The sequence below is a fragment of the Prauserella rugosa genome (assembly GCF_000719975.1).
Taxonomy (GTDB): domain Bacteria; phylum Actinomycetota; class Actinomycetes; order Mycobacteriales; family Pseudonocardiaceae; genus Prauserella; species Prauserella rugosa.
In genome coordinates this window covers 124,312-146,081 of sequence record NZ_JOIJ01000012.1, presented here as the reverse complement: position 1 = coordinate 146,081, position 21,770 = coordinate 124,312, and the positions used below count along the sequence as shown (strand labels likewise).

Sequence of the window (21,770 nt, the reverse complement as noted above, 5' to 3'; positions counted from 1 at the left end):
CAGCGGCTGTGAGTTGGACGGCTACGGTCCCATCCCGGCTGCGGTGGCGCGGGAGATCATGACCAATACCGACAGTGTGTGGCGGAAGGTGGTCTGCGAGTGGGCCGCCGACAACGGGCCCACCTCCGCCGCTAACACCGCACCACGGTGTCGACGGCATCATCGAATGAAGAACGCGCCCGGGTGGATCACCCGCTACGACCCGCGTCACGGCACCTCGTCCATCACCACACCCCACGGCTCCACCTACACCGGCAGACGCCGACACGTGCTCGCGCCGACACAACCGCTCCCCGACGACCCGCCGTTCTGACGGCACCGTGTCGGCTGCCGCGCCCGGCGGCTACTCGATGCCGCCCTCGGCCGCAGGCTTGAGCAGGGGAGCGCCCGGGCCGAAACGGGCCAGGCGGTCGTCTACGTTGTGCAGGCCGCAGGAACGCAGCGACAGACAGCCGCAGCCGACACAGCCCGTCAGCTGGTCGCGGAGCCGCTGCAGGGCGTCGATGCGGGCATCGAGCTCATCGCGCCAATTGCGGGACAGGCGAGCCCAATCGGCCTTCGTCGGCGCGTGGTCGTTCGGGAGGGTCGCCAACGCCTCGCCGATGTCCTCCAAACTCAAACCTACGCGCTGAGCAGCACGAATGAACGCGATCCGGCGCAACACCGTCCGCGGATAACGCCGCTGGTTCCCGCTCGAACGCTCCGAGGAAATCAGCCCGCGCTCCTCGTAGAACCGCAGCGCCGTGTGGGGCACGCCGCTGCGCTGAGCGACTTGCCCAATGGTCAGATGATCGGCGAGCCTCGTGGTCACGAAACCCACAGTAACCGCACCGACCCGCCGACTTCCACCTAACTCGAGGTAACCCCGGTCCGGGCGGAGTCGGCGAGCCGGCCGCGGTCAGCGGGCCGCGACGTGCTCACGGTAGGCCTCGATCACCTGGTCGAGCACCTGGTCGCCGGGCTGGCGCCACAACTCGGCGTCGAACACCTCGACCTCGATCGGCCCCTGATAGCCCGCGGCCTCGACGCACTCGCGCAACCGACGATGCTCGATCGGCCCGGTCCCCGGCAGCGAACGGGCCATCAAACCGTCGGTGATCGGCACCTGCTGATCGCACACGTGGAACCCGACGATGCGCCCCGCAGCCTTCGCGATCGACTCCTCGACCCGCGGATCCCACCATACGTGGAACTCGTCCACCACCACTCCGACGGCGTCCGACGGATGTTCCTCGGCGATCGCCAGCGCCTGATCCACAGTGGACAGCACCGAACGCTCCGCGCACTGCATCGGGTGCAGCGGCTCCAAGCCGAGCCGGACACCCCGCTCGCGCGCGTAGGGGGCGAGCTCACCGACCGCGTCCGCCACGCGCTGACGCGAGCCCACCAGATCGCCGCCCGCGATGCCACCCACCACCAGCACGAGCACCTCGGCCCGGACCGTGGCGGCCTCGTCGATCGCCTCGCGGGTCTGGGTGAGGCCGTCCACGGCGGCGCCCTCGGGTGTCACGCCGGTGAAGAAACCACCGCGGCACAACGACGACGCCCGCACGCCGTGCTCGCGCAGCAACCGAGCCGTCTCGTCGGCGCCCACCTCCGCGACCTTGTCGCGCCACAGGCCGATCCACTCGACGCCCCGCTCGGCGCACCCACGCACGGCCTCGGGCAACGACCAGCTCTTCGTCGTGATCTGATTGAGACTGAGGCGGTTCATCGGCGCACCCCCGCCACGTCGAGCAGCGCACCCATCCGCGCCACCGCGCGATCCGGATCCGTGATCAGACCCGCCGCATCGGCCAGGCGCAGCACCTCGGACAGATGCACGATCGACCGCGCCGACTCCAAACCGCCGACCATGCGGAAATGATCCTGGTGCCCGTTCAGATAGGCCAGGAACACCACCCCGACCTTGTAGTGCTGCGTCGGAGCGCGGAAGATCTCCCGGGACAACGGCACGGTCGGGGCGAACAACTCGTGGAACCGCGCCACATCGCCCGCGTCCAACGCCGCCAGTGCCGCACCCGCGACCGGCGCGATCGGATCGAAGATGCCCAGCAACGCCTCGCTGTGGCCCTGGTCATCGCCCGCGATCAGCTCCGGATAGTTGAAATCGTCGCCCGTGTAACACGCCACGCCCTCGGGAAGGGACCGCCGGAACTCCCGCTCCACGTCGGCGTCCAGCACCGACACCTTCACGCCCGCCACCGTCGACGCATGCTCGGCGCACAACCGCGCAAGCTCCCGCGCCGCAGCGCGCACGTCGGAATGCCCCCAGTAACCGGCCAGCGCCGCGTCGAACGGTTCGCCCAGCCAGTGCAGCAACACCGGGCCGTCGGCCTCGGACAGCAGCTTGCCGTAGGCGTCGTGATACGCCTGCGGACCGTCGGCCTGCGCCGCCAGCGCACGACTGGCCATCACGACCGGAACCGCGCCCTCACCCGAGACCAACTCCAGCTGCTCACGCCACGCGTCCACGACGGCGTCCACAGTGGCCGGACCGGGAGGCAGCTGGTCCGTGCCGACCCCCGCCACCCACGGCCTGCCCTCGGCGCGCGCCGCGACCCCGGTACGGCGGATCAACTCCTGGGTCGTCGCCCAGTCGAGGCCCATGCCGCGCTGCGCGGTGTCCATCGCCTCGGCGACGCCGAGACCGCACGACCACAGGTGCTCGCGAAACGCCAGCGTCGCGTCCCAATCGACCCGGACCACGTGCGTCGGATCGCCCGCGGACAACGGATCCGCGACCACGTGGGCCGCCGCGTAGGCAACCCGCGAGGTCGGGGCGGTGGTCGGCGGCGTGGGTGCGCTCGCGCCGGACGGGCTCCACTGCTCGAGCGTGCCGTCGGCGGACGGGAGCGGCAACGAACTCATGATCACTCCTTCGTGGCCGGGACGTCTGTGGCCTGGCATCGACGCGGCCGACCCCGCGGCCGCATCGCGGCCGTCGGGCGCGCACCACGCCAGCTGAAAGCGCTAACTGAAAGCGTTTTCAGGCAACCATAGACGTCGCCGCAACCGCCGACAAGGCGTGCCCGCGGACCGGTCCCAGTCGTCGATCGGTAGCAGCCGCCTCGGTCTCAGCCGGCGATCGGGCGGGTGCTCTCCCGGACGACGACCTCGGCGGGCATGCGGAGGATGCGCCTGCGCTTGCCGTGGTTGTCGCGCACGGCAAGCTCCATTGCCCGCTCGCCGAGCTCCTCGAGGGGCAGCGCCACGGTGGTCAGCGGGGGAGTCAGGTCGCGCACGACCGGGATGTCGTCGAAACCGGCGAGCGAGACGTCCTCCGGCACCGACTTGCCCGCCTCTCTCAGTGCGGTGATCGCGCCGATCGCCATCACGTCGGTCACCGCGAACACGCAGGTCGCCTCGAGTCCGCGGGCGAGCAGCTCCGACATCGCGGCGTGCCCGCCGTCGCGGGTGAACGTGCCCTCGACGATCTGGTCCTCGGCGAGGTCGATGCCCGCCTCGGCCAGACCCTCCCGGAAACCCTTCAGCCGGTCGACCACCGTGGTGAGTGCGTGCGGGCCGGTGAGGACGGCGAACCGCCGGTGGCCCTGTGCGGCGAGCGTGCGTGCCAGCTGCGCGGCGCCCTCGCGGTTCTCCGGCTGGACGCTGTCGACCCGGAGGGTGCGGTGCCTGCTGACCACCGCGACCTGGCCACCGCCGCGCTGGTACGGCTCGATCTCGGCCGCGAGCGCGCGTTCCCACTCCTTGTCCTCGAACCCGGAGCCGACCAGCAGGATCGCCGAGGCGCGCTGGGCCCGCAGCATGGAGATGTAGGCGATCTCCTTCTGCGGATCGCGGAACGTGCTGGCCAGCATCACCAGCAGCCCCGCCTCGTCGGCCGCGCGCATGACGCCGCGGGAGATGGCGGCGAAGTACGGGTCGCTCACGTCGTGGCAGATGACGCCCACCGTCCGGTGCGCGCCGCCGGCGAGCGCCTGGGCATGCGCGTTCGGCGTGTAGGAGAGCTGCTGGGCGGCCGCGAGGACACGTTCGCGCAGGTCGGGCCGCACTTTGGTGGTGCCGTTCAGTGCGCGTGACGCGGTGGCGAGGGAGACCTCAGCCTCGCGTGCGACGTCCTCCAGTGTGACGTGCGGCCGACCGTCCATTCGCGACTCTCCAGGTTCGTCTCGTGAGCACCGGCCAGCGTAGGCCATCCGGTGGTCGGACTCGGTGCTTGACCGGCTGAGTCCGCTCTGCCTACGCTGTGCCCACCTTAGCGTGAAAGCGCATTCAGAAAGCGCATTCACACACGTGTGCCGGATCTCGATCAGGTGCTGGTACTGACACGTTCGACGGTGAACGGAGGGTCATGGTCACGCACACACAGTCCGCGCGAGCCGGGCAGCAGGAGCGGGACGGCGAGTCCTCCGGCATCGCCGAGCGCAGCCGCCCGGGGACGCTGCAGCGGCTGGGCGGTTTCCTGGAGCGGTCCTGGCGGCCGTTCGCGCTGCTCGCGGCGTTGTTCGTCGCGTGGTGGGCGGTGACGGCGGCCGAGCTCGTCGAGCCCTATCTCGTGCCCTCGCCCGCCGACACCTTCGACGCGATCGCCCAGCGTCCCGAGTACTTCTGGGAACACACCTGGACGACCTCGTACGAAACACTGCTGGGCTTCGCCATCGCGATCGCGATCGGCGTCATTTCGGCCGTGTTGATGGTGCAGTCGTCGACGCTGGAGAAGACGCTGTACCCGCTCCTGCTGTTCGCACAGGTGATCCCGAAGATCGCGATCGCACCGCTGTTCGTGGTGTGGCTCGGGTTCGGACTGGGGCCGAAGATCCTGGTGGCCGTGCTGATGGCGTTCTTCCCCGTCGTCATCTCGATGGTCACCGGGCTGAAGTCGGTCGACCCGGAGATGCTGCAGCTGTCGTCGACGATGGGTGCCAAACCGGGGCAGACGTTCTGGAAGATCCGTTTCCCCGCGTCGTTGCCTCATCTGTTCTCCGGACTGAAGGTCGCGGCCACGATGGCCGTGACGGGCGCGGTCGTCGGCGAGTTCGTCGGCGCGGACGCCGGCCTCGGGTTCGTCATCCTGCAGGCCAACGGCAACCTCGACACCCCCGTGCTGTTCGCGGGGCTGCTCATCATGTCGCTGCTCGGCGTGCTGCTGTTCGTGCTCGTCGAGTGGCTCGAGCAGCTCCTGCTGCCGTGGCACGCCAGCCGCCGGGACGAGGGCGCGACCACGACGATGTGATCGCCGGCCTCCCGTCGTCCCGGAACGTTCCACCGTTGGTTTCTCATCCCTGAGTTCCCCACCAAGAGCCCTGTGAGTCAAAGGAGAGCAATGAAGCTACGCGCACTCACCGCCGGCACCGCCTCCGTGGCGCTGCTGCTGGCCGCCGGATGCGGCGGCGGATCCGAAGGCGAGACGGTCACCGGTGCCGACGGGCAGGAATTGGACAAGGTCACGCTGACCCTGAACTGGTACCCGTACGGCGAGCACGCGCCGTTCTACTACGGCAAGGCGAAGGGGATCTTCGAGGAACACGGGATCTCCCTCGACATCCGCGCGGGCCAGGGCTCGCAGAAGACGGTGCAGGCGACCGCGGCCGGGCAGACCGACTTCGGCTGGGCCGACACCCCCGCGGTGCTGTCCGGCGTCTCGCAGGGCCTCGACGTCAAGAGCGTCGGCGTCTACCTGCAGACCACGCCGTCGTCGGTGCAGTTCTTCTCCGAGGAGGGCATCTCCTCGCCCGACGACCTGAAGGGCAAGACGGTCGCCAGCACCGCGGGAGATGCGCTGACGGACGTGTTCCCGTTGTTCCTCAAGGAGAACGGTCTGTCCGAACAGGACGTCGAGGTGCAGAACACCGACGCCGCGGGCAAGATGGCCGCGGTCATGTCCGGCCAGACCGACGCGCTGCTTGGCTACGCGACCGACCAGGGCCCGACGATGCAGGAGAAGGCGGGCAAGGACGTCTCGTACCTCAAGTGGGCCGAGCACGGCCTGAACTTCTTCAGCAACGGCCTGCTCACCGCCCAGGACGTGCTGGACGACCAAGGCGACCTCGCCCAGCGCATGGTCGCGGCGACGACCGAGTCGTGGGAACAGGCCGCCGAGGACCGCAAGGCCGCCGTCGATGCGATGGAGGGCTCGTCCGAACAGCTGCCTTCCAAGCAGGTGCTCACCGAACAGTTCGACGAGACGCTCGAACTGCTCCACACCGACGCCACCGAGGGCGAACGTCCCGGCGTGAACACCGCCGAGGACTGGAAGAAGACCATCGGCATCTTCGCCGACGCCGGGGTCATCGACGAGGCGGGCCAACCGTCCGAGTACTGGGTGAGCGACGTCGCCCCCAAGGCCAAGGAATAAGGCCCCCACGGCCAAGGAGTAGCGCCTGCAGGCCGAGCAACAGGTCGCGGTGAGAGCAACGAGGCCCCCGAGGAGTAGGGAAGGCACATGGCTGGCTACGCGGTCGAGATCGAGGACGTCTCGGTGCGGTTCCGCAGCAAGAAGCGGGACGTGACGGCGCTGGCCGACGTGACGATGCGCGTCGAGCCCGGCGAGTTCGTCTCCATCGTCGGACCGTCGGGATGCGGCAAGTCGACGCTGCTCAAGCTCTCGTCGGGGTTGCTGAAGCCGTCGACCGGCGACGTACGCCTGTTCGGTGAACGGGTCGACGGTCCACGCAAGGACATCGGCTACGTCTTCCAGAAGGCCGCACTTCTGGAGTGGCGTTCGGCGCGCAAGAACATCCTGCTGCAGGCGGAGATGCGCAACATGCCGTCCAAAGAAGCAGCCGCGCGCGCCGACGAACTCATCGAGATGACCGGACTCTCCGGGTTCGAGGACGCGTTGCCGCACGAGTTGTCCGGGGGTATGCAGCAGCGCGTGGCGCTGTGCCGCGCGCTGCTGCATCGCCCTCCGGTACTGCTCATGGACGAGCCCTTCGGCGCACTCGACGCGCTGACCAGGGAGCAGATGAACGTCGAGCTGCGGCGGATCTGGCAGGAGACGGGCACGACGGTGCTGCTGGTGACGCACTCGATCGCCGAGGCCGTGTACCTGGCCGACCAGGTCGTGATGATCTCCGCCCGTCCCGGCACGGTCGCGGGCGTCATCGACGTCAATCTCCCCGTCGAACGCGACTACGGCCCGACGATGGCCGAACCGGAGTTCGCGAAGGCCACCCGGCACATCCGGGAACACCTCGGAGCCGCCGCCGCGTCCGAATAGGACGGCTTCCGAACACGAGGTATCGCGTCACCGCGCGGGGTGTCCGCAGTGGACACCCCGGCGGCACGACGTCCAGCACACCGAATCGAGAAGGGGCCATCATGGTCAACGAGCAGCGATCCATCGGGATCGTGATGAACGGCGTCACCGGCCGCATGGGGTACCGGCAGCATCTCGTCCGGTCGATCCTCGCGATCCGGCAGCAGGGCGGACTGAGCCTTCCCGACGGCACGGTGCTGTGGCCGGAACCGATTCTCGTGGGCCGTAGCGAGTCCAAGCTCCAGACGATCGCGAAGGAGCACGGACTCGACCGCTGGACGACGGACCTGGACGAGGCCCTGCGTTCGGGCGCCGAGATCTACTTCGACGCGCAGGTCACCAGCATGCGCTCCGAGGGCGTGCGCAGGGCGATCGACGCCGGATTGCACGTCTACACCGAGAAGCCGATCGCCGAGGACACCGAGGGAGCGCTCGAACTCGGCCGCCTGGCCAGGTCGGCGGGCATCAAGGCAGGTGTGGTGCAGGACAAGCTGTTCCTGCCGGGGCTGCGGAAGCTCAAGCGGCTCGTCGACGGCGGGTTCTTCGGGCGCATCCTGTCGGTGCGCGGCGAGTTCGGCTACTGGGTGTTCGAGGGTGACTGGCAGGAGGCCCAGCGCCCGTCGTGGAACTACCGCGCCGAGGACGGCGGCGGGATCATCGTCGACATGTTCTGCCACTGGCGCTACGTGCTCGAGGACATCCTCGCCCCGGTGCGTTCGGTCCAGGCGCTGGCGGCCACGCACATTCCCGAACGCGTCGACGAACAGGGCAGGACCTACCCGGCGACCGCCGACGACGCCGCGTACGGGATCTTCGAGCTCGACGGCGGCATCGTCGCGCAGCTGAACTCGTCGTGGGCGACCCGGGTGTTCCGCGACGAGCTCGTCGAGTTCCAGGTCGACGGCACGGAGGGCAGCGCGGTCGCCGGCCTGCGCCGTTGCCGGGTGCAGCACCGGTCCATGACCCCCAAACCCGTGTGGAACCCGGACCTGCCCGCCACGGAGGACTTTCGCGGCCAGTGGCAGGAGGTGCCCGACAACACCGAGTTCGACAACGGGTTCAAGGTGCAGTGGGAGATGTTCCTGCGCCACGTCGCCTGCGACGAGCCGTTCCCGTGGGACTTCCTCGCGGGCGCGCGCGGCGTGCAGTTGGCCGAGCTCGGACTGGAGTCGGCCGCCGAGGGCCGCCGCGTGGAGGTCCCCGAGCTGACCCTGTAGGCAGGCGTGCGGGCAGACTGCGGGGTATGCAGCTCGTTTCCCTCGACGACATCCGTGCCGCGGCCGGCCGCGTCCGTGGCCAGGTCCTGCGTACCCCGCTCCTGCCCGCACCCTGGGCCGACTCCGACCGCCCACTGTGGCTGAAACCCGAGCTCCTGCAGGTGATCGGCGCGTTCAAGCTGCGCGGTGCGGTCAACGCCCTCGCGGCGCTCGGCGAACGCGCCACGGGGCAGGGTTCCGCGCGCCAGCACGTCGTGGCGTACTCGAGCGGGAACCACGCGCAGGCGATGGCCTACGCCGCACGGCAGCTCGGCGCTCCCGCCCACATCGTCATGCCGGAGGGCACGCCGCAGGTGAAGGTGGACGGCACCCGCCGGTACGGCGCCGAGGTCGTGCTCGTGCCGCTGGCCGAACGCGAGTCGACGGCCTATCGCCTGGTGGACGAGCTGGGCGCGGTGCTCGTACCGCCGTTCGACCACCCCGACATCATCGCCGGTCAGGGCACTGCCGGCCTCGAGATCGGCGAGGACCTGCCGGACGTGGAACTCGTGCTGGTGCCCGTCAGCGGTGGCGGGCTCGCCTCGGGCGTCGGCACGGCCGTGAAGGCGCTGTGCCCGAACGCCACCGTCATCGGCGTCGAACCGGAGCTGGCCGCCGACGCCGCCGACAGCCTGCGGGCCGGACACATCGTCGAGTGGCCAGCGCAGGACCGTGCCAGGACCATCGCCGACGGCCTGCGCGCGCAGCCCTCGGAGCTGACGTTCGCCCACCTGCAGGCCGTCCTCGACGACATCGTCACCGTCAGCGACGACGAGATCCGCGAGGCGATGCGCGTCCTCGCCACCGGCAGCCGCCTGATCGCCGAGCCGTCCGGTGCGGTACCGCTCGCCGCCTACCTTTACCGAGCCGACGACCTGCCGCGCGGTCGCACCGTCGTGGTCCTGTCCGGCGGCAACGTCGACCGCGCGATGCTCGCCGACGTCCTAGGCTGACGAAGGACCAGGCAGTCGAGGTGCGACGAAGGGGCCAGTGATGAGCGACGTGCTGTTCGGTGACGAACACGTCCGCAAGTACGAGGAGACCGACGGCGAGGTCGGGCACGTCTGGCAGGACGGGGTGCCGACCCTGGTGCTGACCACGACCGGCCGGAAGACCGGCCAGCCGCGCAAGTTCGCGCTGATCTACCAGACCCACGGGGATTCGTACGTCGTCGTGGCCTCCAAGGGCGGCGCGCCGGACCACCCGGGCTGGTACAAGAATCTCGTCGCCGACCCGCACGTCACGGTGCAGGTGGGCGCCAAGAGGTTCGACGCCGTCGCCCGCACCGCGAGCGCCGAGGAGAAGGCCGAGCTGTGGCCCACGATGGCCGCCGTGTGGCCCGCGTTCGACGACTACCGGGCCAAGACCAACCGCGACATCCCCGTCGTCGTGCTGGACCCGGCCTGACCTGCTGATTCGCTCCGCCGGGCGCCCGGGTGGCCCGGCGGAGCGACTCACGTCACGCCCGTGGCCGGGGTGGCGGCCACGACGTGTGGTGCGGGGCATAATCGCGACCATGAGCGAACACTTCGACGTTGTGGTCCTGGGTGCGGGGCCCGGCGGATACACCGCCGCCGTCCGCGCGGCCCAGCTCGGGTACGACACCGCGATCATCGAGGAGCGCTACTGGGGCGGTGTGTGCCTGAACGTGGGCTGCATCCCGTCGAAGGCGCTCCTGCGGAACGCGGAGCTGGCGCACCTGTTCCACACCGAGGCCAAAACCTTCGGTATCCAGACGACCGGCGAGGTCACGTTCGACTACGGCGCCGCGTACACGCGCAGCCGCAAGGTCGCCGACGGCCGCGTCAAGGGCATTCACTACCTGATGAAGAAGAATGCCATCACCCAGTTCAACGGCAGGGGCAGCTTCACCGGTCCGAACGCCATCGACGTGCGCCGGGAGGACGGGCAGGTCGACACGGTGACGTTCGACCACTGCATCATCGCCGCCGGCGCGAGCCCGAAGCTGCTGCCCGGTACGCAGCGCAGCCAGAACGTCGTCACCTACGAGGAGCAGATCCTCGCCGAGGAACTTCCCGGCAGCGTCGTCATCGCTGGTGCGGGTGCCATCGGCGTCGAGTTCGCCTACGTGCTGCACAACTACGGCGTCAAGGTCACGATCGTCGAGTTCGCCGACCGCATGGTGCCCGCCGAGGACGAGGAGGTGTCGGCCGAACTGGCGCGCCGGTACCGCCGTCTCGGTGTGGAGGTCCTCACGTCCACGAAGGTCGAGTCCATTGAGGACAACGGGACCGGCGTGCGCGTGACGGTGTCGGCCGATGGCGAGCAGAAGGTGCTCGAAGCCGACAAGGTGCTGCAGGCCATGGGATTCGCGCCGAACGTCGAGGGCTACGGGCTCGAGAACACCGGCGTGCGGCTGACCGAGCGGGGCGCCATCGACGTCGACGGCAGGGGCCGCACGAACGTGCCGCACATCTTCGCGATCGGTGATGTCACGGCCAAGCTGATGCTCGCGCACGCCGCCGAGTCGATGGCGATGATCGCGGCCGAGACGATCGCCGACGCCGAGACGATGGAACTCGACTTCCGCATGATCCCGCGTGCGACGTACTGCCAGCCGCAGGTCGCCTCGTTCGGCCTCACCGAGCAGCAGGCCCGCGACGCGGGACACGACGTGCAGGTGCAGAAGTTCCCGTTCACCGCGAACGGCAAGGCACACGGCCTCGCCGACCCGGTCGGCTTCGTCAAGATCGTCGTCGACGCCAAGTACGGCGAGTTCCTCGGCGCGCACATGATCGGCCCGGAGGTCACCGAGCTGCTGCCCGAGCTCACGCTTGCCCAGCAGTGGGATCTGACGGTGCACGAGGTGGGACGCAACGTGCACGCCCACCCGACCCTGGGCGAGGCCGTGAAGGAAGCGGTCCACGGCCTCGCCGGCCACATGATCAACATGTGAGCGGTCCGGAGCGAAACGACACGGGAGCGCGGGCACGCCGCGCTCCCGTGTCGTGTTCCCAGGGCCGCGTGTTGCGCCCTGGGGGACGCGTGTTGCGTTCTCAGGGGCCCGTGTTGCGCCCTCGGGGGCTCGTGTTGCGCCCACGGGTCGCTGGGACACCGCGTCCAACGGTGCCGGCGCGCAAGCCGCCCGCGCCGTGGCCGGCCCTCCGGGGCGGCTCAGTAAGCCACCCGGCGCACGGACTCCGGATGGAGGACGACCCGTAGCCACTGGACCGTTCGCATCTCGGCGAGTTCGGCGGCGCGTGCGGGATCGCGAAGATCCCAGTAGCGGGCGGCGAGTCGTTCCAGAAGATCGCCTGCGCCCTCGGTCGTCGTGGTGGTGCCCGCGACCGAGACCCAGTGTTCGCGTTCCCCCACCGGGGACGCGACGACGATCGACGCGCGTGGATCCCGGCGCAGCGCGCGCACCTTGGGTGCGTTCCGGTCGGTGAACAGCTCGATCGTGCCGTCGTCGGTGGCCTCGAACCACACGGGCCGGGGCTGCGGCGGCACCGGCCCGGCCGCGACGGACAGGAAACCCTGCAGCGGGCGCCGGAGGAATGCGAGGTCGTCGGCCGTCAGCAGCGAGGCCTGCGTGGTGGATTCGGTCGTCATGTCGACGAGTCAACCGCAGTGTTCCGGACGATCCCATAGGTAAGACGCCGAACCGCCTGCGTATTCGTCTACGCTCGACAGGGTGGACGTCTTCGACGATCTGATCCGCGGCGTGCGGGCACACGGTTCGTTGTTCGGCAGTGCGATGTTGACGCCGCCGTGGTCGTTGGACTTCGTCGACGGCGCGCCGCTGACCCTGTGCACCGTGCTCGGCGGGTCGGGGTGGATCGTGCCGTCGCGCGGCAGGCCCGAACCGTTGCGTGACCGCGACACCGTCGTCGTCCGCGGACCCGTCACGTTCCGCTTCGTCGACGAGATCGGCACCCTCGCCGAGCCGGTCGCGTGCGGGCAGCACTGTGCGGTCCCCGAGCAGGGCGGCACGCGCCATCGCCGCGGATGGCACGACGCGGGGGAGGGCGGCGGCGCGACGCTGATCGTCGGTTCCTACCCCGCGCACGCCGAGACCAACCGCCGCCTGCTGGACGCCCTGCCCGATGTGTTGCGTGTGGACGGTGGCGGGAGCGGCGATGCCGTGCTGGACCATCTCGCGGAGGAGGTGCTCGTCGACCGTCCCGGTCAGCAGGTGGTGCTCGACCGGTTGCTGGACTGGATGCTGGTCTGCACCTTGCGGGCGTGGTTCGGCCGGCCGGGCGGGGAGGCTCCCGCGTGGTGGGCCGCGCAGCGGGACCCGGTGGTCGGTGACGCGCTGAGGCGGATGCACGCCGAGCCGCAGCGGCCGTGGACGGTGGCCACGCTGGCGCGCAGCGTCGGCGTGGCGCGGTCGACCCTGGCGAAGCGGTTCGCCGACGTGCTGGGCGAGCCGCCGCTGGCCTACCTCACCCGTTGGCGCATGACGCTGGCGGCCGAACTGTTGACCGAACGCGACTCGGCCACCGTCTCCGACGTCGCCCATGCGGTGGGCTATGCCGATCCGTTCGGGTTCAGTGCCGCGTTCAAGCGTGTGCGCGGTGTCAACCCCAGCGAGTTCCGCAGGGCCGCGCTGGGTGCCGGTGGTGTGGACCCTCGACCGGCGCCCGCGCCGGGTGCCGACCGTACGCAGCACACCCACGGCTGAGCGCGGCGCTCGCGGGCATCGGCGCACGTCGCGCCGGGCTGGTTGGCAGGTCGGCTCAGCGGGTAGCCCTGCCGGGCAGAATCCGCCCACGGTTAGGAGGAGGCTGTAGATGTCCGGCTTCTTCGGCGAACCCGGTCCGAGCCCGTTCGACCAGTTCCTCGCCCAGTTCTTCGGTGGTTCCGTGCCGGGCAGGCGGGCAGGGCCGGTCGGTATCACGCGGTTGATGAGCGAACAGGCACTCGCGCTCCTGTCGGCCGCGGTGAAGCAGGTCGGCGAGCAGGGACGCGCCGAGCTCGACACGACGCACCTGCTCTGGGGCGCGACCCAGGTGCCGAGCAGCCGCGAGCTCATCCAGCGTGCGGGCGGCGACCCCGACGCGCTCGCCACGCAGATCGGCGGTCAAGGCACCGACGACGAGACCCGTAGGCAGAGTGGTCCGGCCACGGCACCGATTCTGACGCCGGGGGCCAAGCGCATCCTCATGGATGCGCACCAGATCTCGCGCCAGTTGCGCAGCAGCTACATCGGCCCCGAGCACATCCTGCTGTCGCTCGTGGCGCATCAGGACTCGGCGGCGGGACGCATGCTCGGGGACGCGGGCGTGACCCCCGAGACGATCCGCAGGGCGCTGGCAGGTCCCGAGCCGGGTACGACGGCGCAGGCCGGCGCGAGCGCCGGGCGCGGATCGTCGGGCACGAGTGCGACGAGCGGGGGCGGCGACACCCCGACGCTGGACCAGTACGGCCGCGATCTGACGGCCATGGCCGCGGGAGGCGAGCTCGATCCCGTCGTCGGTCGCGACAACGAGATCGAGCAGACCATCGAGGTGCTGTCGCGGCGCACGAAGAACAACCCGGTACTCATCGGCGAGGCAGGCGTCGGTAAGACGGCCATCGTCGAGGGGCTGGCCCAGCGCATCTCCGACCGCCAGGTGCCCGACATCCTCGGCGATCGCCGGGTGGTGCAGCTCGACCTCACCGCGATGGTGGCGGGAACGCGCTATCGCGGCGACTTCGAGGAGCGGATGACGGCGCTGCTGGCCGAGATCAGGGAGCACCGCGACGAGCTCATCGTGTTCATCGACGAGCTGCACATGGTGGTCGGCGCCGGTTCGTCGGAAGGATCAATGGGCGCGGGCAACATGCTCAAACCCGCGTTGGCGCGCGGTGAGCTCCACATCGTGGGTGCGACGACGCTCGACGAGTACCGCTCGAACATCGAGACCGATCCGGCGTTCGAACGGCGGTTCCAGCCGATCCTCGTGCCGGAACCGAGCGTCGAGGACGCGTTGACGATCCTCTACGGCCTGCGTGACCAGTACGAGGCGCACCACCAGGTGCGGTTCACCGACGAGGCACTGAGCGCGGCGGCCACCATGTCGGATCGGTACATCACCGACCGGCACCTTCCGGACAAGGCGATCGACCTGATCGACCAGGCGGGCGCGCGGGTGCGCATGCGCTCGGCGCAGCGTCCGGAAGGGCTGACCGAGCTGCAGGACCGCCTCGACCAGCTCTCGCGGGACCGCGACCAAGCCGTGAGCGAGGAACACTACGAACGGGCCTCGGCGCTGCGGGACGAGATCAACGAGTTGCGGGAACGGATCGAGCAGACGCGCAACCAGGACCGGCCCGCGGGCGAGGCGGAGGTCGGCCAGACCGACATTGCCGAGGTGGTCTCCCGGCTCACGGGCATTCCGGTCGCGCAGTTGACGCAGGAGGAGCGCGAACGGCTGCTCAAACTCGAGGAACACCTGCACAGCCGGGTCGTCGGCCAGGACGAGGCGGTGGAGGCGATCGCCGAGGCCGTCCGCCGCACGCGAGCGGGTCTGGCCGAGCCCGACCGTCCCTCGGGCAGCTTCCTGTTCCTCGGGCCCACGGGTGTGGGCAAGACGGAACTGGCCCGCGCGCTGGCCGAGGCACTGTTCGGCGGGGACGACCGCATGATCCGCCTCGACATGTCGGAGTACGGCGAGCGGCACACGGTCTCCCGGCTGATCGGTGCGCCGCCCGGTTACGTCGGCTACGAGGAGGCCGGTCAGCTGACCGAGGCGGTGCGGCGCACGCCGTACTCGGTGGTGCTGCTCGACGAGATCGAGAAGGCCCACCCCGAGGTGTTCAACGTCCTGCTGCAGGTGCTCGACGACGGCAGGTTGACCGACGGCCGGGGCCGCACGGTGAACTTCACGAACACGGTGCTGATCATGACCAGCAACATCGGCTCCGAACTCGTGCTCAGCGGCACGCAGGGCGCGCTGGGCTTCACCGCCGCGGCCGGCGACGAGGACGAACAGCCCCTGCGGGAGCGGTTGATGCGGCGGCTGAGGGAGAATTTCCGTCCCGAGTTCCTCAACCGCATCGACGAGATCATCGTGTTCCGCAAGCTGAGCTCGGAGCAGTTGGAGCAGGTGACGTCGCTGCTGCTCGAGGAGACGCGGCGCAAGGCCAGGGCGCAGGACGTCGAGGTCGAGGTCGGTCAGGACGCGGTGCGCTGGCTCGCCGACGCGGGATACCAGCCCGAGTACGGTGCTCGCCCGCTGCGGCGCACGATCCAGCGGGAGGTCGACAACGTGCTCTCGCGCATGTTGCTCGGCGGGCAGATCACCGAGGGGTCGACCGTGCGGATCGACGCGGGCGACGACGGCCTGACCTTCGACGTCGTCTCGCGCGCATCCGCCGGGGCCGAGTGACTACGGTGAGGACGTGTCCATCGCCGACGAGCACGTCCGCACCTTCGAGGCGGCGCGGCCTCGGCTGCAGGCCATCGCCTACCGCATGCTCGGCACGGTGGCCGACGCCGAGGACGCGGTGCAGGACACGTACGTGCGCTGGTCGGGTGCGGACCACGGCGGCGTGTGCGAGCCGGCCGCGTGGTTGACGCGGGTCCTGACCAATGTGTGCCTGAACCGGTTGACGTCGGCCAGGGCCCGGCGTGAGGAGTACGTCGGGCCCTGGCTGCCGGAGCCGGTCGTCACCGAGCACGCACTCGCGACGCTCGCCGAGCGCGAGTCGGTGTCGATGGCGATGCTCGTGGTCCTCGAACGCCTGACTCCGCCCGAGCGCGCGGTGTTCGTGCTGCGGGAGGCCTTCGGGTATCCGCACGCGGAGATCGCGGAGATGCTCGAGGTGACCGAGGCGCACAGCCAGCAGCTGTACCGGCGTGCCCGCGGGCACGTGGCGCAGGGCAGGGCGCGGTTCACCACGTCGGTCGAGCAGGCGCAGCGGATCACCGACCGGTTCCTGGAAGCAGCGCGGGGCGGCAATCAGGAGCGGCTGCGCAGCCTGTTCGTCGACGACGTCGTGGCGTGGGCCGACGGCGGAGGCCGGGCCACCGCGGCGCGCAAGCCGGTGTCGGGTGCCGACCGGGTCGCTCGCTACCTGGGCTGGATGAGCCGCGACATCCCCGGGCTGGGCGTGCATCGACTCGAGGTCAACGGTGCGCCCGGGATCGTGGCGACGTTCGACGGCGTTCCCGCGCTCGCGGTGTCGCTGCACGTCGTGGAAGGCCGGATCGCCGACATCTACCTGGTGGCCAACCCCGACAAACTGGCGCGGCTGACGCTGCCGTGACTCGCCGCGGTTCGTGAGGTAGCACACACTCCGGAGGTGTCAGCTTCCGGGCCGCTGCGCGGTTCATGAGGTGACGTCTTCGGGTGGAAGGAGTCCCTCATGGGGCATCGGATCGTGGTGATCGGCGGCGGCTACGCGGGGGTGACGGCGGCGAACCGGCTCGCCCGCAGGATCGACGGTGCCGAGGTCATGCTGGTGAACGAACGTGCCACGTTCGTCGAACGGGTGCGGTTGCATCAGGTGGCGGCGGGGGAGTCGATCGTCGTGCGCCCCCTGCGTGAGCGGGTGCGGTCCGGCGTGTCCGTTGTCGTGGACCGGGTGCGGGGCATCGACCTCGACCGACGTGAGGTCGCTCTTGCCGGCGGCGGGGGAAATAGCGCCGGGGGAAATGGCGCCGGGGGCGGTGGGGCCGAAGGTGCCGGTGGCGGGGGAAATAGCGCCGGGGGAAATGGCGCCGGGGGCGGCGGGGTGCTGCGTTACGACACGCTCGTGTACGCGCTCGGCAGCGCGGCCGCGCCTGCGCCGGACGCGGCGATGGCACTGGCCACGGCGGAGGACGCCGAGCGGATCCGCGATCGTCTCGTCGAACTCGCTGCCGAACGCGCCGCCGTCGCGGTCGTCGGCGGGGGACTGACGGGCATCGAGGCGGCCAGCGAGATCGCGGAACGGTTCCCGTCCCTGCGGGTCCGCATGGTGTCCGAAGTGGACCCGGGGCCAGGACTGTCCCCGCGTGGGCGCAGGCACGTGCGCGCCGTGCTCGACCGCCTGGGCGTCGAGGTGATCTCCGGATCGGTCGCCGACGCGCGGGACGGGGCGGTGCGGCTGTCCGACGGGCGTAGTGTCGGGGCGGCGTTGACGGTGGCGTGCACGGGCTTCGTGGTGCCCCCGCTGGCTGCCTGGGCCGGGCTGGCCGTCGACGAGGCGGGTCGTGTCCGCGTCGACCGAACGCTGCGGTCGGTGTCGCATCCGGACGTCTACGCGGTGGGGGACGCTGCGGTGCCGGATCTGCCGAGTGGCCGCATGCTGCGCATGGCCTGTGCCACGGCGTTGCCGATGAGCGGGGCCGCGGGTGCGGCGATCGCCGCACGGCTGGCGGGACGGAAGGCCTCAGGCCTGCGTTTCCGCTACGTCAACCAGTGCGTGAGCCTCGGCAGAAGGGACGGGGTGATCCAGGCGGTCGACGCCGACGACCGTCCTCATCGGATCGCGCTCACCGGCCGCAGTGCTGCCTGGTACAAGGAGGCGGTGGTCAAGGGCGCGTTGTGGTTCGCGGCGCACCCCGGGCCGTACCGCCCCGTTCGCCCGGCCGCCGTCTGAGGAGCGAGGACCACGCCGCGAGGCCGTGATTGCGCCGATGTGTATCGGAGCAATCGGGACGTCGTCAGGAACGGTCTTCCTGGGGGCAACGCCGGCCTTCGCCACTGATGCGGTGCAATCAGAGCATTGATCTCGGTGCAATAATCTGCGACGGTGCGAGCATGGTCGGTTCGCAGATCGAGGACTATCGAGCCATCGCCGACGCCGTCGCCGCCGACATCCGTGCGGGCCGACTGCGCGTGGGGGAGAAGCTTCCGCCGCAACGCCGGTTCGCGCGCAGTCGCAGCATCGCCGGATCGACGGCGTCGCGGGTGTACGCCGAACTGGCGCGGCGCGGACTCGTCGTCGGCGAGGTGGGCCGCGGCACGTTCGTTCGTGCGTCCGGACCTGCGGTGGATCCGTCCGGGGGCGAACCCGCGCGGGCACGGGTCGATCTCGAGCTGAACTTCCCGTTGTTACCAGGACAGGACGATCTGCTCGCGAGGGGGCTGTCCGGGCTGTTGCGGCCGGAGGCGTTCGGGGCGGCCTCGGCGCCGGTGCCCGTCGGTGGGACCGCGGAGGCACGCCGGGTGGTCGCCGGTCTGCTCGGTGACGCCGATCCCGACGGGATCACGTTCGCGGGCAACGGCAGGCAGGCGATCGCCGCGGCTGTGTCCGCGCTCGTGCCGCGCGGCGGCCGGTTGGGGGTCGAAGCGCTGACCTATCCGATCGTGCGAGGTATCGCCGCGAACCGTGGCGTGACGCTCGTTCCGCTCGAACTCGACGACGACGGCATCCGTCCCGACGCGCTCGACGGCGCCGGTCTCGACGCGGTGTACGTACAGCCTGCGTTGCACAATCCGCTCGGGCTGACGATGCCGGAAAGCCGGAAACGGGCATTCGCCGACGTCGTGGGCCGCCTCGGGATTCCGGTGATCGAGGATGGCGTGAACGCATTTCTCTGTGACGAACCGCGATTGGCCGACCACATTCCGGAGTATTCGATCGTGGTCGACAGTATGTCGAAACGTCTCTCGCCCGGCTTGACGCTCGGGATCCTCTCCGTGCCCGAATCGCGAAGGGAGGACATCGCGAGGGCGCTGCGGTGCGGGGGATGGGCGGCAACGGGTTTCGCACTGGAGGCGGTCACGCGCTGGATCGCCGACGGCACGGTCGGTGAACTCGTCGCGGGCAAGCGCGCCGACGCGGCCCGACGCCAGGAACTCGTGCGGCGCAAGCTCGACGGCTTCACGGTGCAGGCGGATCCGCGTGCCTACCACTGCTGGTGGGAACTTCCGTCGCCATGGCGGGCGGACACCTTCGTCGCCGCCGCGGCGCGGCACGGCATCGCCGTCAGCCCGGCGGCCTCGTTCGCGGTGGACGAATCGCAGGCACCGTCGGCCGTTCGCTTGGCACTGGCCGCCCCCACCGAGTCGGCGCTGGCCGCCGCGCTCGACACCCTGGCGAAACTCGCGGCCGGGCGGCCCGACGACACCGATCCCAGCTGACGACGGGTCTCACACACGGCTCGCACACACGGGTCTCACACACGCGATTCGACGCGGGGTGGCGCCGGTGGAATCCACGGAATTCGATCTTCACGGCGCAACTTGAGCTTCGCCACACCGGGGCAGGAAATCGGCTACCGCGGCGTTAACGTGGGACGAGACCGGATTTACCGGAAAATGCGTCCGGTTCGGTCGAGTTCACGCTTTTCGTTTTCGTCATCCGTAGAGGGATCCGTCATGACCGCATCCGGCAACGCCGAGCAGAGCAACGCGAGCACCCCGGCAGACCCCGGCGTGCTGGCCGCTCGCGCCGAGGACGCGACGCGCACCCTGCAGCAGTGGGCGGCGCGCCGCGGCACGCAGGAGCGCGCCGAGCACGAGTCGGAGCTGCACGAGGTGCTGGCCTCCCTGCGGCAGCTGTCGGAGAACCTCGCCCGGTTCCTGCCGGAGGCGGGATCGTGGCTGGAACAGCAGCTGTGGTCGGGAAACCTCGGGGACGACGCGGCCTACTCGGAACTCACGCAGTCGACCTTCGAGGCGGCGGCTGCGCTCGCGCGCGCCCAGCGCATGGCCTCGCAGCTGGGCCGGGAGCTGCACACCGCCGAGCTGGCGAGCAGGAGCCTCATCCGCCAGTGACGGGCGCCGGTGGATCGACGGCTTCACCTTCGGCGCGCAGCACCGCGTTGGTTTCGCGTTGTTGCCGAATGGCCTCGATCAGTTCGGCCTCGCTCATGTGGGCCGTCGAGATGATTCCGAGCTTGCGCGCCAACGCAGCGAGTTCGGCCATGTTCGTCTCGTCACGAAGCGCGCCAGGCTGCCGAAAAGCGTCCGTCTGCTGAAACGCGTCCGTCTGCTGAAATACGTCCTGCTGAAATACGTCCGTCTGCCGAAGCGTATCGGCCTGCCGGGGAACATCCACCATGCCCTGCGCATACCCGGTAGACGGACCGGTAAACCCACCTCGTTCCGAACCATCCACAACGGACAGAAGGGGCGGGGGGGGGGGGGGGGGCCCCCCCCCCCCCCCCCCCCCCCCCCCTTCGTGGATTCTCACGCGCTCACGAGATCTCGATCCGGCGCGTTCCGGTGTCGGGCCGCTTCGGTACGTTGACCGTCAGCACGCCGTCGGCCAACTCGGCACCCACCTGCTCGGTGTCGATGCCCTCCGGCAGGCTCACGGAGTAGCGGAACTGCCCCGTGCGGCGCGTGCGGCGGCGGAACCGTCCCTCACGCTCGTTGACCTCGCCGCTGACCGTGAGCACGTTGTCGGCCAGGTCGACGGTGATGTCGTCCCGCTTCACGCCGGGAACCTCGACCTCGACGACGTAGGCCTCGTCGGTCTCGCGGACGTCGGCCGCGGGCGCGAAGGCGTGCGACTCGCCGTTCGGGCCCGTGGTCAGCAGTCGGGTCAGCTCGTCGAACTCCCGCAGGCTCCAGCCCGGGTTCCAGACGTCGAACGGGCGCAGGGTGCGGTTGTTCCGCAGAACCGGCAATGCCATTGCTCATCCCTCCTGTGACTTCGGCCCGCGGCTCGGGCCTGTCATCCCGTCCAACGGAGTTGAGGGGTCCTTTGTTCCCAAAGTTGAGTGCTGATTACTCAAGTTGGTGTTCGCCGAGGTGGAAGACCTGTGGTTGCCGCATACGGGTAGGGGGTATACGGTGGAGGCGTTGGACAGAGAAGGAGAGGTCATGCGGGGCTACAGCGGCGACAAGGACGTCTACCTGAAGAGGCTGCGCCGGATCGAGGGGCAGATCCGCGGGCTGCAGCGGATGATCGACGACGACGAGTACTGCATCGACATCCTGACGCAGATCTCCGCCGCGACGAAGGCGCTGCAGTCGGTCTCGCTCGGCCTGCTCGACGAGCACCTCAAGCACTGTGTCGCCGAGGCCGTGGCCGAGGGTGGCGACGCGGCCGAGGAGAAGGTCCGCGAAGCCAGTGAGGCCATCGCGCGGCTCGTGCGCTCGTGAGTGCCTGTGTCCCGGCGGACCCCGCCGAGTTCTTCCTGTCGCGTCCGGAAGCTCTCTGATCGGAAAGGCGGAAGCGATGTTCGAGAAGACCTACACCGTCAGTGGAATGACCTGTCAGCACTGTGTCGCCTCGGTGACCGAGGAGGTCGGCGAGCTCGCCGGCGTGCGTGGGGTCGACGTCGACCTCGATTCCGGGGCCGTGACCGTGACCAGTGACGACGAACTGTCGACCGACGCGGTGCGTGCGGCCGTCGAGGAGGCCGGGTACACGCTGTCCGTGTGACCCGGCCGCGACACCCA

Annotated in this window: 22 protein-coding genes and 1 pseudogene; 16 read left to right on the top strand and 7 right to left on the bottom strand. The window is 69.9% G+C overall.

The window, feature by feature from the left end; translation table 11 throughout:
• Nucleotides 1-313: pseudogene (locus IF64_RS27720) on the top strand (hypothetical protein); the annotation flags it as partial.
• Nucleotides 314-343: 30 nt separating this feature from the next.
• Here the strand turns inward: IF64_RS27720 and soxR are convergent.
• The 4 genes from soxR to IF64_RS0117635 form a co-directional block, all read right to left on the bottom strand.
• The gene (soxR, locus tag IF64_RS0117650) at nucleotides 344-811 is read right to left on the bottom strand and encodes a redox-sensitive transcriptional activator SoxR (RefSeq protein WP_030533242.1); all 468 of its coding nucleotides are present in this window, start codon (nucleotides 809-811) and stop codon (nucleotides 344-346) included.
• An 87-nt stretch (nucleotides 812-898) separates the two neighbouring features.
• Nucleotides 899-1,714, bottom strand: coding sequence for a sugar phosphate isomerase/epimerase family protein (locus tag IF64_RS0117645; protein ID WP_030533241.1), 816 nt, complete (start codon nucleotides 1,712-1,714; stop codon nucleotides 899-901).
• The gene (locus IF64_RS0117640) at nucleotides 1,711-2,871 is read right to left on the bottom strand and encodes a dihydrodipicolinate synthase family protein (RefSeq protein WP_030533240.1); all 1,161 of its coding nucleotides are present in this window, start codon (nucleotides 2,869-2,871) and stop codon (nucleotides 1,711-1,713) included. The genes IF64_RS0117645 and IF64_RS0117640 overlap by 4 nt, the downstream gene beginning before the upstream one ends.
• A 206-nt stretch (nucleotides 2,872-3,077) precedes the next feature.
• Nucleotides 3,078-4,112: a LacI family DNA-binding transcriptional regulator gene (locus tag IF64_RS0117635; protein ID WP_030533239.1), complete on the bottom strand. Its 1,035-nt coding sequence runs from the start codon at nucleotides 4,110-4,112 to the stop codon at nucleotides 3,078-3,080.
• A 203-nt stretch (nucleotides 4,113-4,315) separates the two neighbouring features.
• Between IF64_RS0117635 and IF64_RS0117630 the strand changes: the two genes are divergently transcribed.
• The 7 genes from IF64_RS0117630 to lpdA all read left to right on the top strand — a co-directional run bounded on the left by IF64_RS0117630 (nucleotide 4,316) and on the right by lpdA (nucleotide 11,395).
• On the top strand, nucleotides 4,316-5,197 hold the full coding sequence (locus IF64_RS0117630) for an ABC transporter permease (RefSeq protein WP_030533238.1): 882 nt from the start codon (nucleotides 4,316-4,318) through the stop codon (nucleotides 5,195-5,197).
• Between the two features lie 90 nt (nucleotides 5,198-5,287).
• Nucleotides 5,288-6,319 (top strand): ABC transporter substrate-binding protein, encoded by a 1,032-nt coding sequence (locus IF64_RS0117625; RefSeq protein ID WP_030533237.1) that lies wholly within the window; start codon nucleotides 5,288-5,290, stop codon nucleotides 6,317-6,319.
• Nucleotides 6,320-6,406: 87 nt separating this feature from the next.
• Complete coding sequence (locus IF64_RS0117620; RefSeq protein WP_030533236.1) at nucleotides 6,407-7,183, top strand: ABC transporter ATP-binding protein; 777 nt, start codon at nucleotides 6,407-6,409, stop codon at nucleotides 7,181-7,183.
• 101 nt (nucleotides 7,184-7,284) lie between these two features.
• Nucleotides 7,285-8,439: a Gfo/Idh/MocA family protein gene (locus IF64_RS0117615; protein ID WP_030533235.1), complete on the top strand. Its 1,155-nt coding sequence runs from the start codon at nucleotides 7,285-7,287 to the stop codon at nucleotides 8,437-8,439.
• 26 nt (nucleotides 8,440-8,465) lie between these two features.
• Nucleotides 8,466-9,431 carry a threonine ammonia-lyase gene (locus tag IF64_RS0117610; RefSeq protein WP_030533234.1) on the top strand — a complete coding sequence of 322 codons (966 nt, stop codon included), beginning with the start codon at nucleotides 8,466-8,468 and terminating at the stop codon, nucleotides 9,429-9,431.
• 49 nt (nucleotides 9,432-9,480) lie between these two features.
• Nucleotides 9,481-9,885, top strand: a complete 405-nt coding sequence (locus tag IF64_RS0117605; protein ID WP_030533233.1) for a nitroreductase family deazaflavin-dependent oxidoreductase — start codon at nucleotides 9,481-9,483, stop codon at nucleotides 9,883-9,885.
• Between the two features lie 109 nt (nucleotides 9,886-9,994).
• Nucleotides 9,995-11,395, top strand: a complete 1,401-nt coding sequence (gene lpdA, locus IF64_RS0117600; RefSeq protein ID WP_030533232.1) for a dihydrolipoyl dehydrogenase — start codon at nucleotides 9,995-9,997, stop codon at nucleotides 11,393-11,395.
• Nucleotides 11,396-11,613: 218 nt separating this feature from the next.
• On the opposite strand, the gene IF64_RS0117595 is transcribed toward lpdA, so the two are convergent.
• Nucleotides 11,614-12,051: a pyridoxamine 5'-phosphate oxidase family protein gene (locus IF64_RS0117595; protein ID WP_030533231.1), complete on the bottom strand. Its 438-nt coding sequence runs from the start codon at nucleotides 12,049-12,051 to the stop codon at nucleotides 11,614-11,616.
• 82 nt (nucleotides 12,052-12,133) lie between these two features.
• On the opposite strand from IF64_RS0117595, the gene IF64_RS0117590 reads away from it, so the two are divergent.
• From IF64_RS0117590 to IF64_RS0117565, 6 genes are all read left to right on the top strand, one after another.
• A complete protein-coding gene (locus tag IF64_RS0117590; protein WP_030533230.1) occupies nucleotides 12,134-13,126 on the top strand; it encodes an AraC family transcriptional regulator in 993 nt (330 codons plus the stop codon).
• A 109-nt stretch (nucleotides 13,127-13,235) separates the two neighbouring features.
• Nucleotides 13,236-15,815, top strand: a complete 2,580-nt coding sequence (locus IF64_RS0117585; RefSeq protein WP_030533229.1) for an ATP-dependent Clp protease ATP-binding subunit — start codon at nucleotides 13,236-13,238, stop codon at nucleotides 15,813-15,815.
• Nucleotides 15,816-15,828: 13 nt separating this feature from the next.
• Nucleotides 15,829-16,695: an RNA polymerase sigma-70 factor gene (locus IF64_RS0117580; RefSeq protein WP_084705934.1), complete on the top strand. Its 867-nt coding sequence runs from the start codon at nucleotides 15,829-15,831 to the stop codon at nucleotides 16,693-16,695.
• Between the two features lie 99 nt (nucleotides 16,696-16,794).
• Entirely contained in the window at nucleotides 16,795-18,012 is a 1,218-nt protein-coding gene (locus tag IF64_RS0117575; RefSeq protein WP_030533227.1) for an NAD(P)/FAD-dependent oxidoreductase, read from the top strand.
• 161 nt (nucleotides 18,013-18,173) lie between these two features.
• A complete protein-coding gene (locus IF64_RS0117570) occupies nucleotides 18,174-19,499 on the top strand; it encodes an aminotransferase-like domain-containing protein (protein WP_246134665.1) in 1,326 nt (441 codons plus the stop codon).
• Nucleotides 19,500-19,736: 237 nt separating this feature from the next.
• The gene (locus IF64_RS0117565) at nucleotides 19,737-20,135 is read left to right on the top strand and encodes a hypothetical protein (protein WP_030533225.1); all 399 of its coding nucleotides are present in this window, start codon (nucleotides 19,737-19,739) and stop codon (nucleotides 20,133-20,135) included.
• Here the strand turns inward: IF64_RS0117565 and IF64_RS27205 are convergent.
• Together IF64_RS27205 and IF64_RS0117555 are read right to left on the bottom strand one after the other, a co-directional pair.
• Entirely contained in the window at nucleotides 20,122-20,421 is a 300-nt protein-coding gene (locus tag IF64_RS27205; RefSeq protein ID WP_145600262.1) for a hypothetical protein, read from the bottom strand. The two genes, IF64_RS0117565 and IF64_RS27205, sit on opposite strands and share 14 nt — an antisense overlap.
• Before the next feature lie 136 nt (nucleotides 20,422-20,557).
• Nucleotides 20,558-20,998, bottom strand: a complete 441-nt coding sequence (locus tag IF64_RS0117555; RefSeq protein WP_030533224.1) for an Hsp20/alpha crystallin family protein — start codon at nucleotides 20,996-20,998, stop codon at nucleotides 20,558-20,560.
• Nucleotides 20,999-21,188: 190 nt separating this feature from the next.
• Here IF64_RS0117555 and IF64_RS0117550 point away from each other — a divergent pair, with 190 nt between their 5' ends.
• The gene (locus IF64_RS0117550; RefSeq protein WP_030533223.1) at nucleotides 21,189-21,470 is read left to right on the top strand and encodes a metal-sensitive transcriptional regulator; all 282 of its coding nucleotides are present in this window, start codon (nucleotides 21,189-21,191) and stop codon (nucleotides 21,468-21,470) included.
• A 76-nt stretch (nucleotides 21,471-21,546) separates the two neighbouring features.
• A complete protein-coding gene (locus IF64_RS0117545) occupies nucleotides 21,547-21,753 on the top strand; it encodes a heavy-metal-associated domain-containing protein (protein ID WP_030533222.1) in 207 nt (68 codons plus the stop codon).
• Nucleotides 21,754-21,770 lie beyond the last annotated feature (17 nt).

What these genes read in the sequence shown, in the direction of transcription:
- IF64_RS0117645 (WP_030533241.1), bottom strand. Translation starts at nt 1,714, where the DNA reads ATGAACCGCCTCAGTCTCAATCAGATCACGACGAAGAGCTGGTCGTTG.
- IF64_RS0117640 (WP_030533240.1), bottom strand. Translation starts at nt 2,871, where the DNA reads ATGAGTTCGTTGCCGCTCCCGTCCGCCGACGGCACGCTCGAGCAGTGG.
- IF64_RS0117635 (WP_030533239.1), bottom strand. Translation starts at nt 4,112, where the DNA reads ATGGACGGTCGGCCGCACGTCACACTGGAGGACGTCGCACGCGAGGCT.
- IF64_RS0117630 (WP_030533238.1), top strand. Translation starts at nt 4,316, where the DNA reads ATGGTCACGCACACACAGTCCGCGCGAGCCGGGCAGCAGGAGCGGGAC.
- IF64_RS0117625 (WP_030533237.1), top strand. Translation starts at nt 5,288, where the DNA reads ATGAAGCTACGCGCACTCACCGCCGGCACCGCCTCCGTGGCGCTGCTG.
- IF64_RS0117620 (WP_030533236.1), top strand. Translation starts at nt 6,407, where the DNA reads ATGGCTGGCTACGCGGTCGAGATCGAGGACGTCTCGGTGCGGTTCCGC.
- IF64_RS0117615 (WP_030533235.1), top strand. Translation starts at nt 7,285, where the DNA reads ATGGTCAACGAGCAGCGATCCATCGGGATCGTGATGAACGGCGTCACC.
- IF64_RS0117610 (WP_030533234.1), top strand. Translation starts at nt 8,466, where the DNA reads ATGCAGCTCGTTTCCCTCGACGACATCCGTGCCGCGGCCGGCCGCGTC.
- lpdA (WP_030533232.1), top strand. Translation starts at nt 9,995, where the DNA reads ATGAGCGAACACTTCGACGTTGTGGTCCTGGGTGCGGGGCCCGGCGGA.
- IF64_RS0117595 (WP_030533231.1), bottom strand. Translation starts at nt 12,051, where the DNA reads ATGACGACCGAATCCACCACGCAGGCCTCGCTGCTGACGGCCGACGAC.
- IF64_RS0117585 (WP_030533229.1), top strand. Translation starts at nt 13,236, where the DNA reads ATGTCCGGCTTCTTCGGCGAACCCGGTCCGAGCCCGTTCGACCAGTTC.
- IF64_RS0117575 (WP_030533227.1), top strand. Translation starts at nt 16,795, where the DNA reads ATGGGGCATCGGATCGTGGTGATCGGCGGCGGCTACGCGGGGGTGACG.
- IF64_RS0117570 (WP_246134665.1), top strand. Translation starts at nt 18,174, where the DNA reads ATGGTCGGTTCGCAGATCGAGGACTATCGAGCCATCGCCGACGCCGTC.
- IF64_RS0117565 (WP_030533225.1), top strand. Translation starts at nt 19,737, where the DNA reads ATGACCGCATCCGGCAACGCCGAGCAGAGCAACGCGAGCACCCCGGCA.
- IF64_RS27205 (WP_145600262.1), bottom strand. Translation starts at nt 20,421, where the DNA reads ATGGTGGATGTTCCCCGGCAGGCCGATACGCTTCGGCAGACGGACGTA.
- IF64_RS0117555 (WP_030533224.1), bottom strand. Translation starts at nt 20,998, where the DNA reads ATGGCATTGCCGGTTCTGCGGAACAACCGCACCCTGCGCCCGTTCGAC.
- IF64_RS0117550 (WP_030533223.1), top strand. Translation starts at nt 21,189, where the DNA reads ATGCGGGGCTACAGCGGCGACAAGGACGTCTACCTGAAGAGGCTGCGC.
- IF64_RS0117545 (WP_030533222.1), top strand. Translation starts at nt 21,547, where the DNA reads ATGTTCGAGAAGACCTACACCGTCAGTGGAATGACCTGTCAGCACTGT.